At 68.3% G+C, this 18,015-nt stretch carries 11 protein-coding genes; 4 read left to right on the top strand and 7 right to left on the bottom strand.

Features of this window, described 5'->3' with window-relative positions:
* Positions 1 to 12: 12 nt before the first annotated feature.
* The 4 genes from PTQ19_RS01775 to recQ all read right to left on the bottom strand — a co-directional run bounded on the left by PTQ19_RS01775 (position 13) and on the right by recQ (position 11,109).
* Positions 13 to 6,081, bottom strand: coding sequence for an Ig-like domain-containing protein (locus tag PTQ19_RS01775; protein WP_274368222.1), 6,069 nt, complete (start codon positions 6,079 to 6,081; stop codon positions 13 to 15).
* Between the two features lie 189 nt (positions 6,082 to 6,270).
* The gene (locus tag PTQ19_RS01770; RefSeq protein WP_274368221.1) at positions 6,271 to 6,846 is read right to left on the bottom strand and encodes a DNA-3-methyladenine glycosylase I; all 576 of its coding nucleotides are present in this window, start codon (positions 6,844 to 6,846) and stop codon (positions 6,271 to 6,273) included.
* A 37-nt stretch (positions 6,847 to 6,883) separates the two neighbouring features.
* Positions 6,884 to 8,953, bottom strand: a complete 2,070-nt coding sequence (locus PTQ19_RS01765; protein WP_274368220.1) for an acyl-CoA dehydrogenase — start codon at positions 8,951 to 8,953, stop codon at positions 6,884 to 6,886.
* Positions 8,954 to 9,102: 149 nt separating this feature from the next.
* Entirely contained in the window at positions 9,103 to 11,109 is a 2,007-nt protein-coding gene (recQ, locus tag PTQ19_RS01760) for a DNA helicase RecQ (protein ID WP_274368219.1), read from the bottom strand.
* Between the two features lie 99 nt (positions 11,110 to 11,208).
* Here recQ and PTQ19_RS01755 point away from each other — a divergent pair, with 99 nt between their 5' ends.
* Both PTQ19_RS01755 and PTQ19_RS01750 read left to right on the top strand, forming a co-directional pair.
* Positions 11,209 to 11,502: a GNAT family N-acetyltransferase gene (locus tag PTQ19_RS01755; RefSeq protein WP_179409241.1), complete on the top strand. Its 294-nt coding sequence runs from the start codon at positions 11,209 to 11,211 to the stop codon at positions 11,500 to 11,502.
* Between the two features lie 35 nt (positions 11,503 to 11,537).
* Positions 11,538 to 12,080: an ECF transporter S component gene (locus tag PTQ19_RS01750; RefSeq protein WP_179409242.1), complete on the top strand. Its 543-nt coding sequence runs from the start codon at positions 11,538 to 11,540 to the stop codon at positions 12,078 to 12,080.
* 6 nt (positions 12,081 to 12,086) lie between these two features.
* Here PTQ19_RS01750 and PTQ19_RS01745 read toward each other — a convergent pair whose 3' ends face one another.
* The gene (locus PTQ19_RS01745; protein WP_274368218.1) at positions 12,087 to 12,974 is read right to left on the bottom strand and encodes a sugar kinase; all 888 of its coding nucleotides are present in this window, start codon (positions 12,972 to 12,974) and stop codon (positions 12,087 to 12,089) included.
* 85 nt (positions 12,975 to 13,059) lie between these two features.
* On the opposite strand from PTQ19_RS01745, the gene PTQ19_RS01740 reads away from it, so the two are divergent.
* Together PTQ19_RS01740 and PTQ19_RS01735 are read left to right on the top strand one after the other, a co-directional pair.
* Positions 13,060 to 14,703 (top strand): ABC transporter ATP-binding protein, encoded by a 1,644-nt coding sequence (locus PTQ19_RS01740; protein ID WP_274368217.1) that lies wholly within the window; start codon positions 13,060 to 13,062, stop codon positions 14,701 to 14,703.
* Positions 14,700 to 15,551 (top strand): energy-coupling factor transporter transmembrane component T family protein, encoded by an 852-nt coding sequence (locus PTQ19_RS01735; protein ID WP_274368216.1) that lies wholly within the window; start codon positions 14,700 to 14,702, stop codon positions 15,549 to 15,551. The genes PTQ19_RS01740 and PTQ19_RS01735 overlap by 4 nt, the downstream gene beginning before the upstream one ends.
* 179 nt (positions 15,552 to 15,730) lie before the next feature.
* Here PTQ19_RS01735 and PTQ19_RS01730 read toward each other — a convergent pair whose 3' ends face one another.
* Positions 15,731 to 16,894, bottom strand: a complete 1,164-nt coding sequence (locus tag PTQ19_RS01730) for an acyl-CoA dehydrogenase family protein (RefSeq protein WP_179409245.1) — start codon at positions 16,892 to 16,894, stop codon at positions 15,731 to 15,733.
* Positions 16,895 to 17,041: 147 nt separating this feature from the next.
* Entirely contained in the window at positions 17,042 to 17,971 is a 930-nt protein-coding gene (locus tag PTQ19_RS01725; RefSeq protein WP_274368215.1) for a M15 family metallopeptidase, read from the bottom strand.
* Between the last annotated feature and the right edge of the window lie 44 nt (positions 17,972 to 18,015).

The following is an 18,015-nucleotide window of genomic DNA, read 5'->3' as shown; positions in this document are numbered from 1 at the left end:
GTCGCGTTGTCACTAGTCCCACCTGGTTCCTGAGGCCGTTCCCCATCCTTCGATGCGGACCGAGAGCTCGTACTGACTGTTGTAGCCGCCGTGCCAGCACCCGGTGTCGACGTAGCCATTCGCTGGAACGTTGTGCTTCCACCCGCCGGCGAACTTCACGCCGTTCTCCAGGCAGGTCAGCACGTACTCGCCGGCTGGGAAGTTACTCACGTTCAATCTCAGGTAGTAGCAGGTGTCTGGTGAGCACTTGCCCGAGTTAGGCCCACGGCTGGTCCACGCCGATGCCGGCGGAGGCGTCGGTTTCGGATCGGTCGTCGCCGACCGCGTGGGCGACTCCGGTGAGGTTCCTCCGGGATCAGCAACCGCGCGCGCTTTGATCGAGTGAGTCTTGCTGTAGCCACCGCCCAGCCGCCGCTCGTCCGTCGTCGACACGGACTGCCACCCGCCGCCGTCGATGCTCACCTGCACGGTCACGGGACGGCCGTTGTCCGAGTTGCTGCCATTCCACGACAGCACGACCTCGCTGCCCGCATTTCTGGCTGATACCTCGGGAGCCCGCGGCGTACCGTACGGCTTGGCGCTCGCAGCCCCGGACGCACCGCTGGCGTAGGTCGAACCGTCGACCGTCGCGACCGCACGCAACCGGACGGTGTAAGTGGTGTCGTTGGACAGGCCGCCGATGGTCTTCCCGTCCCAGTTGCTCTTCCAGCCACCGCCGATGTCGTACTGGATGCTGATCTCGGTGGCCTTGGCGCCGTTGCGTGCACCCTGGGTGTACCCGACCTTGATCGCGCGGTCCTCTGCCGTCGCTGTCACCGCGGTGGGCGGTTCCGGCGCGACGACGCCGCGACGCGCGGCCGATGCGTCACTCCAGTCGCCCCAGCCCGCCTTGTTCTCGGCCCGAACCTTGAAGGTGTAGCCGTTCTCGCTGGTGTTGACGACGATGGCCTGCGAGCGCGCATCGGCGCCTGCCGTGACGACCGCACCCGGCGCGCCGCCGTTGAACACCTGGATCTGGTAACCGCGGATCGCGTCGCCGTTCGTGTTCGGCTGCTGCCAACTGACCTCCAGCTGGGCCTGCTTACCCACGGGCGAGAGCTCTTTGGTGGTCGGCTGCGCGGGCGGCAACGGCGGCCCCGCCGGAATCTCGTTGACCGACCACGGGCTGAAGCTCGACGGGTCGGGCGCGCGATTGTGCGCCTGGACGCGCACGCTGTAGCTCGTACCGTTCTCGAGGCCCTCCCACACCAGTGAGGTTCCCGTCACGCCGGTCTTCTCGGCGGAACCTGATGGCGGCGCGGGCGAGATCTGCAGCGTGTACGACTCCACCGGCGAACCGTTGGACTTCGGCGCCGTCCACGACACATCGAGCGATCGGTCGCCGAAGACGAGCTTGGGAGCCAGCGGGGTATCGGGTCGCACGTCGGGACGCGCCGGCGGGTTCGACGCAGGTGAGGCGGGCCCCTCGCCGACCCGGTTGGTCGCCGTCACCTGGAACGTGTATTCGACGTTGTTCGTCAGGCCGTCGAGGGTGCACGTCGTCGATGCGCACGTCCGCGTGTACGCGTTACCGCCCACCGAAGAGACCGTGTACTCAGTGATCTCAGCGCCGTTGTTGGCCGGGGGTGACCACGACAACACGACCGTGCGGTCCTGAATGCTCGATACCGTCGGCTGGCCCGGGGCATCTGGAACACCCTGCACCATGACCGTGACACGGCCGTCGACCTCACGGTCCGGGTCCTCGGTCGCATCCTGAATCCGGTAGCGCACCACCATCACTCCGACGAAGTCGGAGTCCGGTGTGATCTCGATCTCATCACCGACGATCGTCTGCTTACCCTGACCGCCCTCGAGCGTGGACGCGGTCAGTTCAAGCGGCGTCTCCGGGAACGGGTTGATGTCGTTGGCGAGCACCGGCACCCGGATCGTCTCGCCCTGATCGGCACGCTCGACGGTGTCAGGGCTGGCCACAGGCAGGCTCCGAGTGGATGCCGTCACCATCACGGTCACGCGGCCCCGCACCGGTTCGGTGGTGCCGTCATCGATGCGCAGCTCGATGACCGTGGATGTGCCCTTGCGCGCATTGGACTCGGCCTCGGCCAACAGCGTGGTTCCCTCGATGCGCGCCGAGACGCCACTACCGGGCTGCCCCGTGATCGTGTACTCGATCTTGTCGACGTCTTCGGGGTCGGGATCGGTGGTCAACGCCGCCAGGTCGATCGAGGCGGCGTCCTCGCCGGGGGCGACCTGCATCTGCCCGTCGACGAACTGCGGCTGCTGGTTCTCGGGCGGAAGCACCTCGATCGGAATGGTCAGGGTCGCTTTGCGCCCATTCGGATCGTCGGGGCCGGCGCCGTCGGTGACCTCGAAGGTCAGCGCATCCGGACCGAAGTAGCCTTCCTTCGACGTGTACACCAGCGTGTGTGGATCCTTGATCAGCTCGGAACCGTCCGAGTGAATCGCACTGACGGTCGCCGCCTCGGTGATCCGCGCCGTCCCTCCACCGGCCACCGTGACGTACTCCGACAGCGGCAGCTCTTTAGTCTCGCCGCTCTTCACCGTCACCGGTGTGGTGCTGCTGGGGGTCGGGCTGAGCTCCTTCAGTGCGGGAACGAACACGAATGCCGACGACGACAGGTCGTCCTGGTCTGTGACGGTGTAGCGGATCAACTGCCGCTTCTCGCCGATCGTGACCCTGACCTTGCCGCCGGGCAGCGCTGTTGCGCCCTCCTCGATATCGATCTTCAACCCCTCGGCGGTGCCGTCCGGGTCCTCGTCATTGGCGATGATGTCGAGGTCGACGCTCAGCGTGTCCTTGACATCCGACACCATCACCCGGTCATCGCGAGCGATCGGCGACAACAGCGGGACGTCCTCGTCGACGGTGACCAGTACCGGCGCCATGGCCTCGGCACCGCGCGCATCGCGAATCGTGTACTGCAGCGACGTCTCCAGCTCGCGCTCCGGCACGTCGATGACGACCCGGTCGCCCGAGACCTCGGCGGTGAGTCCGTCGGCATCGGGCAGCTCGAGTCCCCCGTCGACGAGGGCGATCTCGTCGCCGTCGGGGTCGGAGTCGTTGGCCAGCACCGGCACCGCGACCGAACGACCGGGGCGCACCACGACGGCGTCCTTCACGGCGTAGGGCGCCTGGTTGACCGTCTCGGGCGGGGCGATTCCCACGCGGATGCTGGCGATGCCCTCTTTGCCGAGCCGGTCGCGCACCTTGTAGGTGAAGGTGTCGAGGCCGGTGGCGTCATCGAACGCCTCATACACGAGGTGGTCCTGGGCGACCTCAACAACACGTCCCTTCGATGGTGCCGTCGCCAGCCCCAGCAGCTCGACCGAGTCGCCGTCCTGATCGATGCCGTGCAGCGGGACGATGATGTTCGCCGTCGTGCCCGAGACGGTTCGCGCGGTCAGATCGCGCGGGTTGGGCGCGGCATTGCGGTCGTCGTCGATCGGCAGGATCTGCACGGTCACATAGCCGGCGTCCTTCTGGCCCAGCGAATCGACGACCTCGTACGTGATGTAGGCGGTGCCGGGTTCTGCGCCGGCACGGAACCGCACGACGTCCTGTGAGACGAACGCCTCGCCGACCTCGGGATCCACGAGCGGCTCGATGAGGTCGGGCGCGACGTGCATAGCGTCGTCGTTCGGGTGGGTGTCGTTGTCGAGCACGGGGATCGTCACCACGTCGCCCACGCGCACGAAGGCCTCATCATCATTCGCCACCGGGGGCAGCAGCTTCGATGGCGCGGGGATCGGAACGACGATGACGTCTCCCTCGGCCGTGTGCGTGCCGTTGGAAATGCGGTAGCGGATGCGCACCTGCTCGTCCAGGGCGCCCTGATCGGTGATGCGCAGCGTCTCGTGGTTGAGCACCGAGACCGAGATGCCGCTGCTGGGCGGCACGGTGACCGACTGCACCACCAGGACTCCACCGCCGGGGTCGGAGTCGTTGGCGAGCACACCGATCAGCGCTTCCTTGCCGCTGGGCAGCAGCGCGACGTCGCGGACGGCGACCGGCGGCTGCTCGCTCTCGTTCTCGTCGAGCACGTCGACTCGGACGATGCCGATGGCGCTCTTCGCGCCGGCGGATGCCAGGTACTGCACGTAGTACACACCGGCCGTCGGGGCCTTGAAGGTGAACTGCTTGTTCGGGTAGTCGGGGGTCATCTCGGCGCCCTCGACCGCATCGACGTTGGTCAGTCGCAGCAACTCACGGCCGGCGCTGGAGTCGTTCGCGAGCGGCGACACGGTGACCGACTCACCGACCCGGGTGACGACATGGTCAGCGTTGGTCCGGGGGTCCATCGTGCCCTGGGGCTTGACGGTGATGTAGATCGAATTGCTGGAGACCTCACCGAGGGCGTCGGCGACCGAGATCTCGACCTTCTTGCGTCCCTGCAGGCTCGCCACCGCACGATAGGTGATCTGCCCATCGGTGGTGAAGTCGACCTCGTCGCCAGACGCCGGGGTCACCGAACGCAAGTAGATGTCGTCCCCGTCGGGGTCGATCCAATCGGGCAGGATGTTGTACGACACCGTGCCACCCGACTCGACGGCGAGCTTGGTCACGCGTCGCGGTTCGGGTGCCCCGTTCGTGTCCCAGTCGTGTACATCGACGGTCACGTTCGCGGTGTCGGTTCCGCCACGGCCGTCATCGACCTGGTATCGGAATGTGGCCGAGCCCGTGGCATCCTCGTCCGTCATGATCTGCAGGGCGCCGCCGCCCAAGATCGGTTGCACGTCGCCGACCGTCGGCTGGCTGTCGGCCAGCGAGGCGACAAGGACGTCGCCGTCGGGGTCGTTGTCGTTGTCGACGGCGGGTAGCATCGTCGTCCCACCCGGACGCACGCCGAACCGGTCGTCTTCCGCCGTCGGCGGGGTGTTCTTCTCGCTGCGCTCGGGAAGGGTCGTCTCCACCGTCTCTTCGGTGGTGTTCTCTTCGTCCTCTTCGTTGCCCTCCGGCGGCGTCAGGACGCTCCAGTCATCAACCTGCTTGAGGCTCTCGTCGGCAAGCCACGCCGCACCGGTCAACACATCGTTGAGCACAATGACATCGCGGTTGACCCGGAACACCAACTGCTCAGCCTTGTCGGCGCCCGGAATCGTCTCGTCGACGTCGGCTGAATCACCGACGCAGTCGCGCACGAAGCGGGCGGACCCCGCCCAGGCGCCGTAGGTGCAGCCGCGCAACGAGACGGGAGCTGCGGGATTGCCCTGAGCGTTGGTCGAGATCGTGCGCACATCGCCGCCGTCGAGCGGCACGTGCACGAGGTGCGACGTCGTGGCGAGCGTGACGGCATCCGCCGCGGCGGACGGATGCTGCAGAACCGCCGATTCAGCGCCATCGACCTCGGTACGGAACCCGCCCGGGGTCTGTACCACCCCGCTCGTGGCGTCGAGCACCACCGGAGTACTGCCCACCGCGGTGATCGTCGGCACGGCCCCCTTGCCGAGCTCCTGAAGTCCGTTCTCGGCCGTGCTGATCTCGCCCTGCGGGTCGATCGTGGCGCTGAAGACCAGACTGTCCTCGGCAGAGACGGCATAGACCGTGCCGTCACGGCCGACCGTGGCATCCGCGTTCTTTCCGAGCTTCGCGACCGGGTCGGCGACCTTCAGGTCGAAGCCCGACAGCTCATCGACGGGGGTGACCCAGAGAAAGCCGGAGGTGCGGTCGAGGATCGCCGTGGTCGTGCCGCCCAGCGTGACCTTCGCGTTCCCGGGGATCGGAGCCGAGTCCGACAACGAGACGGTCGCCGGGTCGACCGCCGTGACGGTGGCGTTGCCCGAGTCGACGACGAGCACGTGCTGCTCGTCCTGCACGATGTCGAACTCGTCACCGCTGGTGCGGAGGCCGCCGTCGATCACCGTCGAAGCGTTGTTGAAGTGTCCCACGAGCAGGCTCGACGACTTGGTGAGCCACACGCCCGCGTCGTTCAAGTCGACCTTCGTGGTCGGCAGGCCGTCGTAGGCCACTGCCATGCCGGTCAAAGCGACGGCGCCGATCATGACGCCTGCGGTTGACGCGAGAGTCTTGGGGTGCGTGCGCATCCACGTCAGGGCTCTCATCGCGGTCTCCTCCGGCTGTCATCGTCAGCATGATGGCGGCGAGCGCGGACGGGTGACCCCGAGACCTCGACGGTCCTACTAGCAAGTTCCCCCCGCTATGCATGCACGACGCGCCGGGGCAATACTACCCGCGTAGAAGTTCGCGGCTGCATCGTCAGGATGGGGAGAACTCCCCATCCCCCGATCGGCTCACCCGTGGGCGCGCCAGCAGCCCGCCACGTGGTCGTCGACCATGCCCGTCGACTGCATGAGCGCGTACATCGTGGTCGGGCCGACGAAGCGGAACCCGCGCGCGCGGAGCGCCTTGCTCATCGCCGTCGACTCGGCCGTGACCGCGGGCACGTCTCCGAGTTCGCGCGGACGCGCCCGCCCTGCGCCAGGCGCGAACGACCACATCAAGGAGTCGAGCTCACCGTCGGCCATGTCGCGCACGAGTGCCGCGTTCGAGATCGTCGCGACGATCTTCGCCCGATTGCGGATGATGCCGGCATCCGCCATCAGACGCTCCACATCGTCGGCACCGAACTGCGCCACCGCCTGCGGGTCGAACCCCGCGAACACCTCACGGAACCGCGGACGCTTGCGCAGCACCGTGATCCACGACAGCCCCGCCTGGAAGCCCTCCAGCGCCATCTTCTCGAACAGTGCGCGGTCGCCGTGCAACGGCTGGCCCCACTCGTCGTCGTGGTAGCGGCGGTACTCGTCGTCGTCACCGACCCATCCGCAGCGCAATCGATCATCGGGGCCGGCGTGCAATGAGCTCATCTCCTCACGCTATCGCCGGCCGCCGACAGCGGCGCACTCAGCGCTTGTTCTTGGCCTTGAGGTCCTTCTCCGAGATCGGCGCGCGACCGGATGCCTCCAACTCGGCGTAGTACGCACGGGCCTCATCCTGACGCTGCTGCTCGGCGCCGCTCGCGATGGGTGCGCGGATGTGCTCGGGCTCCCACCCGAACGCGTCGACGAGGTCGAGCGCGTGCGGACGCAGCCGCCGGCACAGCCGGTCGATGTAGCGCGAGACGGATGCCGCCCGCTGTGCCGACAGGCGACCGTTGATCAGGTACCACGCGAGGTGCTTCTCGATCAGCTGCAGGCCGAACAGGTCACGCAGCCAGGTCAGTACCTGCTTCGTGTCCTCGTCGTCGACGTCGTTGACGGCGTCGGTGAACGCCTCCCACTGCAGCAGCTCGCCGTGCGCGCGGGCGGCTTCGATGAGCTCGGCCTGGTTCTCGTTGAACAGCTTCTCGCCGAGCACCTTGTCTTTGCCGGCGGGGCGCAGGCGCCCGGCGATATCGGCGACCATCTGCTGCACGCGATCGGCGAGCATCTCGTGCTGCTGCTCCTCGCGCAGCCCGTACTCGACCGAACGCGCCGTCGAACCGAGGTCTGCCACGGCCTGACCGAACTGACGCAGTCCAGCACCGTGGAACACCCTGCCCGCCGTCTGCTCAACCGCGTAGCGGGCCAGAGAGGCAGCGTCCTTGTCTTTGAACTGAGCCGCGAAGTCGGTGAGCAGACGCTTGCCGACCAGCTGAAGCAGGATGTTGTTGTCGCCCTCGAACGTGACGTAGATGTCGAGGTCGGCGCGCAGACCGACCAGACGGTTCTCGAACATGAAACCCGACCCGCCGCAGGCCTCACGCGCCTCCTGCAGGGTGTCGAGGGCGTGCCACGTCGACAGCGGCTTGAGCGCCGCGGCGAGGGTCTCGAGGTCTTCGCGGTCATCCGGTGTGTCAGAGCGGCCCGAGAAAACGGCGTCGAACTTCTGCAGGAACTCGTCGTGCGCGAACAACTGGGCGTAGGTCGTGGCCAACCGCGGCAGCAGCCGCCGCTGGTGCTTGCCGTAGTCGAGCAGCACGGTCTCGTGGCCGTCGGCTCCGTCAAACTGCCGACGCTGCGTCGCGTAGGTGATGGCGATCTTCAGCCCGAGCGCCGACGCCCACGAAGCGGCCCCATCGAGTGAGACGCGGCCCTGCACGAGCGTGCCGAGCATGGTGAAGAAGCGGCGGCCGGGGCTGTCGATCGGGCTGGAGTAGGTGCCCGAGGCGTCGACGTCGCCGTACTTGTTGAGCAGGTTGGTGCGCGGAACGCGCACCTGGTCGAACGAGAGACGCCCGTTATCGATGCCGTTCAGGCCACCCTTGTGTCCGTCATCCTCGCGAGTGATGCCCGGCAGGTCGACGCCGTTCTCATCGCGCAGCGGTACGTAGAAGCAGTGCACGCCGTGGCTGACGCCGTTGGTGATCAGCTGCGCGAACACCGTCGCGGCGATACCGTGCAGCGCGGCGTTGCCGAGGTACTCCTTCGTCGCACCGCGGAACGGCGTGTGGATGACGAACTCGTCGGTCTCGGGATCGTACGTGGCCGTCGTGCCCAGCGACGCCACATCCGACCCGTGCCCGATCTCGGTCATCGCGAAGGCACCGGGGATGTCGAGGTTCATGATGCCCGGCAGCCACTTCTCGTGGTGTTCGGCCGTGCCCAGCTGCAGCACCGCCGACCCGAACAGCCCCCACTGCACGCCCGCCTTGATCTGCAGGCTGGGATCGGCGACCACCAGCTCTTCGAAGCCGGCGATGTTCGCCCCGTTGTCCTCTTCACCGCCGAAGGCCTTGGGGAATGCGCGGTGCACGGCGCTGTTCTGCACCAGCAGGTGCAACTGCGAGAGCACGCGCTCGCGGTGCGCGTCCATGCCGAGGCTGTCGTCGCGCCAGAACGCCGAGTCCTTGATCATCTCGCGGGACGTGCGGCGCGTGTGCGCCCACGTGCCCATCAGCAGATCGTTGACCCGCTGCACGTCGATCGCGGGCTCGGCCTCGGTGTGCTCGGCGGCGTTCGAGGTGGATTCGCTGCGGACGGCTGCGTCGACCATGACGGGTCCTCTCGGTTGGGGTGGGAACACCCAACGGTAGAACTCCGACAACAACTCCGGAAGTCGCATGTGCAGCATCCACAATCGGATGCCGTCGCGACGGCATCCGACGTTGTCACCTCACCACAGATGCGGGCGCGCGTTCGCACTCAGTGTTCGGCGATCACGGCGATCACGGCATCGCCGTACGCCTCTTTCTTCTTGGCACCGATACCGCTGATGCCGTCGAGTTGCCCGGTCGTTGCCGGCCGGTGCTCGGCAAGCGCGCGCAGGGTCGCGTCGCCGAAGACGATGTAGGCGGGTACCCCTTGCTCGCGAGCGGTCTCCGCACGCCACGCGCGCAGCGCCTCGAACAGCCCCCGGTCGCCCTCGGCGAGCGCGTCAGCGGCCGACGCCTTGCGCTGACGGGTCGCGGTGGTGCGCCCGATCGTGTCGCGGCGCAGCGGCACGGGAGTCTCACCGCGCAGCACTCCCCCGGCCGCCTCGCCCGGCGCGAGCGTGCCGTAGTCTCCCTGGGCGAGCAGGATGCCACGGGCCAGCAGCTGCCTCACGATGCTGCGCCAGTCCTGATCAGACAGGTCGGCCCCGATCCCGTAGGTCGCCAGTTGATCGTGGCGCATCTTGCGGATGCGATCGGTCGAGGCCCCGCGCAGAATGTCGATCAGCTGCCCGGCGCCGAACGCCTGGTTGCGCTCACGCTTCAACCGCACGATCGTCGAGAGCAGCTTCTGCGCCGGCACGAGCCCGTCGAAGGTATCGGGCGGCTGCAGACACGTGTCGCAATTGCCGCAGGCCCCGCTGTCCTGCCCGAAGTAGCCCAGCAGATTCTGCCGGCGGCACGTCACCGTCTCGCACAGCGCCAGCATGGCGTCGAGGTGCTGCCCCATGCGCATCTTGAACGTGCGGTCGCCGGGACTCTGCTCGATCAGCCGGCGCTGCTGCACGACGTCGCCGAGCCCGTAGGCCATCCATGCGACCGACGCCTCACCGTCGCGGCCGGCGCGACCGGTCTCTTGGTAGTAGCCCTCGACCGACTTGGGCAGGTCGATGTGGGCGACGAAGCGCACATCGGGTTTGTCGATGCCCATTCCGAACGCGATGGTCGCCACCATGACGATGCCGTCCTCGCGCAGGAAGCGCGCCTGATTGGCCGCACGCACCTCGGCGGGGAGTCCGGCATGGTACGGCAGCGCCTCAATGCCGCGGGATGCCAGATACTCGGCGGTCTGCTCGACCGACTTGCGGCTGAGGGCGTAGACGATGCCCGCCGCGCCGGCGGGCTGCGCCTGGATGAACTCGACCAGCTGCTTGCGCGGATCGACCTTGGGCACGATGCGGTACTGGATGTTCGGACGGTCGAAGCTCGCCACGAAGTGCTCAGCGCGCTCGAGGTGCAGGCGCTCGGTGAGCTCACGGTGCGTGGCGCGGGTGGCGGTGGCGGTCAGCGCCATGCGCGGCACACCGGGGAACCGCTCTGCCAGATCGCCCAGCGCCAGGTAGTCGGGGCGGAAGTCGTGCCCCCACTGCGACACACAGTGCGCCTCGTCGATGGCGATCACGCTGAGCACGCCGCGCTGCAGCAGCTGCGTGGTCTGCGGCGACGACAGGCGCTCGGGGGCGACGTAGATGAGGTCGAGTTCGCCAGACACGTAGGCGCGTTCGACCTCGCGGCGCTCGTCGATCGACTGCGTCGAGTTGAGGTAGGCGGCGCGCACGCCGTTGGCGCGCAGCGCATCGACCTGATCGTGCATGAGCGCGATGAGCGGGCTGATGACCAGCCCCGTGCCCTCGCGCACCAGCGCCGGCACCTGGTAGGTGATCGACTTGCCGCCACCCGTGGGCATCAGTACGACCGCATCGCCACCGGCGATGACGTGCTCGACGACGGCCGCCTGGTCGCCGCGAAACGCGTCGTAACCGAACACGGTGCGCAGCGCATCGATTGCCGTCGGATGCTGAGCCGGCGTCGCCACCGTCGCCACCGTCGCCGGCGGCGCCGCCGGGGTCATCGGCGCGGTTCCCCAGTCGAGCGGTGGCTCCCAGCCGTCGGCCGGCGGTTCCCAGTCCATCGGCTCGGAGGGATCGCCGGGCTCGGTGTCCCACGGCTCGTCCGGGTACGGCAGCCCCTCATAGGGGTCACGAGGGGTCTGCGGCATGCTTCCAGCGTAGCCAGCGCGACAGACACCGCGGATGCCCTCCACAGCCCATCCACCCCGGATCCGGCATAGGTTGGGTGGGACATCGAAGGAGGAGCCATGCCCGAACTGACCGTCACCCGCAACGATGACGCCTCACGCTACGAGATCCACTCCGACACCGTCCTCGCCGGCTTCGCCGAGTTCGAACGGCGCCCAGGCGAGATCCGCTTCACGCACACCGAGATCGACCATGCCTTCCAGGGCCGCGGCTTCGCCGGCCGGCTCGCCGGCGAAGCCCTCACCGACGCCGCGGCGTCCGGCGACACGATCGTGCCGTACTGCCCCTACATCGCCCGATACCTCAAGAAGAACGACGTTCCCGGCGCGCAGGTGCGCTGGCCCAACACCTGACGGGTTCGCGCCCCTCGTGCCGGTAGCCTGAGAGGGTGGCATCCCGACCCGCTCTGAGCACGCGCACACTCCTCGTCTGCGCCGCCATCGGTGTCGCCACGGGCATTCTCGGCGGCATCGCCGGGGCCGTCACGCTGGGCGTGCTCGCCGTGGCTCCGTACCTGTACGGGCTGGTGCTGGGGTCGCACGTGCTACCGGGCATCATCGCGCAGGAGGTGCTGCGACGCCCGCTGGTCGCCCTGATCACGCACGTGTTCGCGGCGCTGATCGCCAGCGCATTCAACCCGGTCTGGGCGCTGCGCTTCATCGGCACCGCGCTGCTGTTCGGCGCGATCCAGGAGGGCGTGGCAGCGCTCACCCGCTACAAGGCCTGGGGGCGCTGGCGCTTCTTCGTCTCGGCGTTCGTGATCGGCGTGATCGTCGCCGTTGTGGTGTGGTTCGCCGCGCACATGGACGCCCTCGACCCCTGGGCGAAGGTGATGTACCTCACGGTGTCGGTGCTAGGGCCGGTGGTGTGGACCGCGATCGGCATCGCCGTGGGCAACGCCCTGCGTCGCGCCGGCGTCGCCCCGAAGTAATCCTCCTCAGCCGAGGTCGCTGGTCGAACGCAGCACCAGACTCGCCCGCCGGTGACCGGCCAGAAGACGCTCGGATGCCGAAGCACCGGCCAGCAGCGCGGCCAGGTAACCGGCCGCGAAGGCATCCCCCGCACCGACCACCTCGACAACCTCGGTCGGAATCGCCGGGACGAACACCTCACCGGCATCCGAGAACTCCGTCGCGCCGACGTCGCCGTCCTTGACGACGAGCGTCGGTACACCGGGGAGGAGCGCCCTGGCATCCGCCGCCGTCTCACACCCCCACAGCGTCTCGGCCTCGTCACGACCGACGAAGACGAGGTCGGCGCGCTCGGCGAGCCGCCGCAGAACAGGGGCTGCCTCGGCGGCCGACCACAGCGCGGCACGATGGTTCACATCGAAACTGACGATGCCCGGTGCATCCGCCATGCGGTCGAGCACCGCATCGACGAGTTCGGCGCACGACGCCGACAGCACGGGGGTGATGCCCGAGATGTGCACGATCTCGGCCTGCTCAAGCGGAACGCCATCGAGCGAGGCAGGGCGCATCCGCGACGCCGCCGACCCGGCCCGGTAGTACTGCACACCGCGGCCGGGATCCTTGAAGTACACCCCGGTGGGCGCCGTCGCATCGGTCGCCACCCAGCGCGTGTCGACGCCGAAGCCGTCGATCGCCGCGCGCACGCGCTCGCCGAGCACATCGTCACCGAGAGCGCTCACCCACGCCGTCGGATGCCCGAGCGCGGCGACATGCACCGCGACGTTCGACTCGGCGCCGCCGATCCCCAGGCGGAAGTCCTGGGCGGTGAGCAACGGCTCGGCAGCCGTCGGGGCGACGAGCGCCATGGTCTCGCCGATCGTGATCAGGCGCGGTGCGGGGGGCTGTGCAGTCATCCGGACGATCCTCTCATCCCACGGGTCCTGGAAAGGTAAGGCCCGACTAAGTTAGAAGATGACCCGACGCTGAGAAAGGCCCGCCGTGCCGGCATCCGACCCTCTCCTCCGCGTGCGCGACCTGAGCGTCACGCACGCGGGCAGCGCGCATCCCTCCCCGCGGAACGTCTCGTTCGACGTGCATCCGGGTGAGGTCGTACTCGTGCTCGGACCGAGCGGATCCGGCAAGTCCACCCTGACTCTGACCTTGAACGGGCTCATCCCGCAGTCGGTGACTGCCGAGGTCGCCGGTCGCGTCGAGACGGCGGGGATGGATGCCCGCGTGACCCCGGTCGCCGAACTGAGCCGGCACATCTCGATGGTGTTCCAGGATCCGGACTCGCAGCTGGTGACCGGCTCCGTACTCGACGAGGTCGCCTTCGGTCTGGAGAACCTGCTGCTGCCGGTCGATGAGGTGCTCACCCGCAGCGAGCAGGCGCTGCGACGCATGGGCCTGTGGCACAAGCGCTCATGGAACCCCGACCTGCTCTCGGGCGGCGGACGCCAGCGCCTGGCCATCGCGTGCGCCCTGGCGATGCGTTCGCGCGTGATCGTGCTCGACGAGCCCACCGCAAACCTCGACCCGCAGGGAATCGACGACGTCTACGACGCCCTCGGCGAGCTGGCGCACGACGCCGACCGCGCCATCGTGCTGGTCGAGCACAACCTCGACGCCGCCATGCGCTTCGCCACCCGGGCGGTCGTCCTCGACCACGACGGCCGGGTCGTGCTCGACGGCCCGGCACGAGACACAATCCGCAACAACGCCGACGCGCTGCTCGAGCTCGGCGTGTGGCTGCCGTCCAGCACGCTGGCAGCGCTGCGCCTGCGCGCCGCGGGCGCCGACATCCCGGTGCTGCCGGTCACGCCCGACGAGTTCGCGCACCTGCCCGCTGACCTCTTTCCCGCCCCTGCGCAGATGCCGCTCGCCGATGCTCCGAGCGCGATCACGGTGCGCGATATGACCATTGTCAAGCGTCGCGAACCCGTGCTGATGGTGCCGCAGCTGCAGATCCCCGAGGGCTCGTTCACGGCCATCGTCGGGGCGAACGGCGCGGGCAAGACGACCCTGCTGCAAGCGCTCGCGGGCGTCGTACCCGCCCCGCGCCGCACCGTGATGATCGGCGACCTCGACGCCGGTCGGGCAGCTCCCCGCCAGCTCGCGTCGCGCGTCGGATTCGTCTTCCAGAACCCCGAGCACCAGTTCATCGCCGGAACCGTGCGGGAGGAACTCGCGCACGGCCTGCGCATGCAACGGCTGCCCGCGACCGAGATCGACGAACGCGTCGACGGGATGCTGGCCCGCTTCGGGCTGATGCACAAGGCCGACGTGCACCCGTTTCTGCTCTCCGGCGGCGAGAAGCGGCGCCTGTCGGTGGGAACGGCGCTGATCGCACGCCCCGGCGTACTGGCCCTCGACGAGCCCACCTTCGGACAGGATCGCGCACGGGCGACCGAACTGCTGACCCTGCTGAAAGAGCTGCAGGCCGAAGGCACCACGGTGCTGATCGTCACGCACGACCTGCAATTGGTCGCCGAGTACAGCACGCACACCGTGATGCTGCGCGACGGCGCCCTGCACGCCGCCGGACGCACAGCCGACCTGTTCGCCGACCCGGCCGTGTTCGCCGCCGCCGGACTGCGACTGCCGCCCATGCTGCGGGTGCTCGCTGAGGGGAGGGCGGCATGACCGGTATGCCCGTCTCGGTCGCCACCGCCCCGACCCCGGTCGATCCGTTCGCGACTCCGGTGGCCGCGCCGTCGCACTTTCTGCACCACCTAAACCCGCTGACGAAGATCGCCGCCGTCGTACCGGCCATGGTGCTGCTCGCGTTCACCCGCGACCTCGACACCCCGTTGGCGTTCATCGCCCTGTCGTATCTGCTGCTGCTCACCGGCGCTCGCCTGAGCCGTGGAGTCGTGGCGCTGCTGTTCCTGGCCGTGCCCGCCGGCGTCGCCCTGCTCACCTTCGGCTTCTCGATCTGGATCGACGACACCCTGGTGTCAGACACCCCCGCCGTGCTGCGCATCGGCGACTGGGTGCTCTACGAAGGCGCCCTGGCGATCGGCCTGGCCACTGCGCTGCGCCTGTGCGCGATCCTCGCGCTCGCCCTGATCGGCGGACTCACGACGAACGGCCCCGACCTGGTGCGCGCCGCTGTGCAGCAGTTGCATGTTCCGTACCGCGTCGGCTACACGGCGCTGGCCGCCTACCGGTTCGTGCCCCGGTTCGGGTACGAGCTGTCGGTCATCCGAGCGGCGCACCGTGTGCGCGGCGCCGGCGGACGGTGGGGCGGGCGCGGACCGATCGCCCGTCTGATGCGCGGATGGGGGTACATCGTGCCGCTGCTCGCCTCGGGCATCCGCCACGCCGAACGCGTCGCACTGTCGATGGATGCCCGCGCCTTCGGCGCCCACCCCACGCGCACCGAGCGGCACCTGGTGCCGTGGCGCGCACGCGACACGGTGTTCCTGGTGGCTCTGCTGGCAGCATCCGCCGCCCTCTTCACCCTCACCTGGCCCTGGCTCGCCGTCTGATCCCGCCCGCAGCGGCCGCTGAGAAACCACTTGTCGTTTGAGAAATCACGCCGCAGGTGGTTTCTCGTACGGAAAGTGGTTTCTCAACGGGGGCGAGGGTGCGGCGGGGGCGCGCGCGGGCGCGGACGCGGGCGCGGAAAGGGCCGCTCGTTTCCGAGCGGCCCTTTGTCAGCGGGAGGTCAGCGCTTGCCGGCGATCTGGCGACCGACGAGATCGCGCATGATCTCGTTCGTGCCGCCGTAGATGCGGTGCACGCGAGCGTCGGTGAACGCCCGGGCGATGGGGTACTCCATGATGTACCCGTAGCCACCGTGCAGCTGCACGCCGATGTCGAGCAGCTCCCACTCGCGCTCGGTCGCCCAGTACTTGACCTTGGCAGCATCCTCGGCGGTGAGCTTGCCATCCTTGTACGCCAGCAGCGCACGGTCGATGTAGGCCCACATCACCTCGGTGGTGGTGACCATGTCGGCCAGCTGGAAGCGGGTGTTCTGGAAGTCGGCGATGCGCTCACCGAACGCCTCGCGCTCCTTGGTGTAGGTGATCGTCCAGTCGGTCGCGGCCTGCGCGGCGGCCGCCGCGGCGACACCGATCGACAGGCGCTCAAGCGGCAGGTTCATCATCAGCTGGATGAAGCCCTGCCCCTCCTTGCCGCTGATCAGGTTCTCGTCGGGCACGAACACGTCGGTGAAGCTGAGCTCAGCGGTGTCCCACCCGTGGAAGCCCATCTTGCTGAGCTTCTTGCCCTGGTCGAAGCCCTCCATGCCCTTCTCAAGGATGAGCAGGCTGAACGCGTCGGGGCGGTTGCCCTCGCCGGTCTTGACGAACGTGACGACCATGTCGGCCGTGGTGCCCGACGAGATGAACGTCTTGGCGCCGTTGACGATGTAACCGCCGTCGACCTTCTTGGCGTTGGTCTTGATGCCGCGCAGGTCGGAACCCGCGCCGGGGTCGGTCATGGCGAGCGCACCGAGCACCTCACCGGTGGCCATACGCGGCAGCCACTTCTCCTTCTGCTCCTGCGTGCCCATGTGCACCAGGTAGGGCACCGCGAGGTCGTCCTGGATGCCGAACGCACCCGCGAGCGAACCGGCACCGGCCGCGATGACCTCTTCCATGACGATCGTGCGGAAGCGGTAGTCCTGCAGCATGCCCGCGCCGCCGAACTCCTCGGGCACCGACAGTCCGATCAGACCCGCTTCACCTGCGGCGAGCATGGTTGCGCGGTCGATCTCGCCCGCAGCATCCCACTTCTCGATCGACTCGTTCGAGACATGACGCTTGACGAAGTCCTTGACCAGGTCGCGGAAGGCCTCGTGGTCCTCTTCGTAGATGTCGCGTTCCATTTCGTCCTCCTGAACGTCGTGGGGGTAGGTGCGTCTTCGCACCGCGAGTCTACGGCGAGACACCGACGCGGAACAGTCCATTGTGGGAATGCGTCTCACCAAACGTGACACTGCGTTCCGCATTTGTGGGATGCCGCAACAGCGCCGTCAGTGCGCGTAGTCGGGCGCCGCCGGCAAGCCGAAGAACTCCTCCAACGTGCGGAACCCGCCGTGATGATATGCCGCCGCGAGCTCGGGTCCGATGTAGCGGATGTGCCACGGCTCAGGCAGATAACCCGTCGTTCCGGTCTCACCCTGCACGTAGCGCACGATGAATCCGAACCGCCACGCGTTCGCGGCCACCCACTCCCCCTGCGAGGTCCCGCCGAACTCCTCATGCACGCCACACTCGACCGTGCACGCGATCAGATCGAACGCGAGCCCGCTCTGGTGCTCCGAGTATCCAGGGCGCGCAGAGACAGCATCCGCTCCCGGCTGCCCGCGCGCGATCACGTGCGACTCATAGGTGCGGGTCTGCACGTCGTACGAGCGGTAGCCGTTGTTGATACCGAGGGTTCCGGCACCCTCGGCGGCCGAGGCCGCCGCCATGCGCTCGAGCGCGACCGTCACCTCGGGAAGCATCTCGTTCGAACGCGACGTCGCGCGCAGGTCGGTGCCGGAGAGGGATGCCGGAGCGAAGCCCTCTGGCTGCAGTGGACGCTGCTTGTTTACGACGACCCAGATGCGGTTCGGATCGTCGAGCGAGACGCACGGGGCGCTACCCGCGGCGACGGCGGCGCGGAACTCGGCACCACCCCCGAACGCGCGGACAGCGGCATCGTCATCATCCGCGGCGAGCGCGGCGATCACCACCTCGTCGGCGCACGGATCGACCGCCTCGGCCGCCAGCACATCGACGGCGGGCAGGCGCAACACGGCAGCCGGAGTCGGAGGCTGTTGCGCCGCCGCGGGTTCGATCTCGATGCCGCCGAGAATCGTCGACAACGACGCCAGCGCGGCGAACAGCACGCCAAACGGAACAGCGATCCGGACGGCGAGCGATTCACGCGCCGCATGGCGGGGCTGCACGGCACTCACCGCTCCATTGTGGCCCACGTTCATGGCTGAGGGGTGACGAAAGC

Origin of the sequence: Microbacterium esteraromaticum (assembly GCF_028747645.1) — a bacterium.
GTDB classification, from domain to species: domain Bacteria; phylum Actinomycetota; class Actinomycetes; order Actinomycetales; family Microbacteriaceae; genus Microbacterium; species Microbacterium esteraromaticum_C.
The sequence above is the reverse complement of the archived record's forward strand: the minus strand, read 5'-3'. Positions and strand labels throughout refer to the sequence as shown.

Bases quoted from the DNA above. Each gene is read 5' to 3' on its own strand.
- PTQ19_RS01745 (WP_274368218.1), bottom strand. From the start codon at position 12,974: ATGACTGCACAGCCCCCCGCACCGCGCCTGATCACGATCGGCGAGACC.
- recQ (WP_274368219.1), bottom strand. From the start codon at position 11,109: ATGCCGCAGACCCCTCGTGACCCCTATGAGGGGCTGCCGTACCCGGAC.
- PTQ19_RS01770 (WP_274368221.1), bottom strand. From the start codon at position 6,846: ATGAGCTCATTGCACGCCGGCCCCGATGATCGATTGCGCTGCGGATGG.
- PTQ19_RS01775 (WP_274368222.1), bottom strand. From the start codon at position 6,081: ATGAGAGCCCTGACGTGGATGCGCACGCACCCCAAGACTCTCGCGTCA.
- PTQ19_RS01735 (WP_274368216.1), top strand. From the start codon at position 14,700: ATGACCGGTATGCCCGTCTCGGTCGCCACCGCCCCGACCCCGGTCGAT.
- PTQ19_RS01765 (WP_274368220.1), bottom strand. From the start codon at position 8,953: ATGGTCGACGCAGCCGTCCGCAGCGAATCCACCTCGAACGCCGCCGAG.
- PTQ19_RS01755 (WP_179409241.1), top strand. From the start codon at position 11,209: ATGCCCGAACTGACCGTCACCCGCAACGATGACGCCTCACGCTACGAG.
- PTQ19_RS01730 (WP_179409245.1), bottom strand. From the start codon at position 16,894: ATGGAACGCGACATCTACGAAGAGGACCACGAGGCCTTCCGCGACCTG.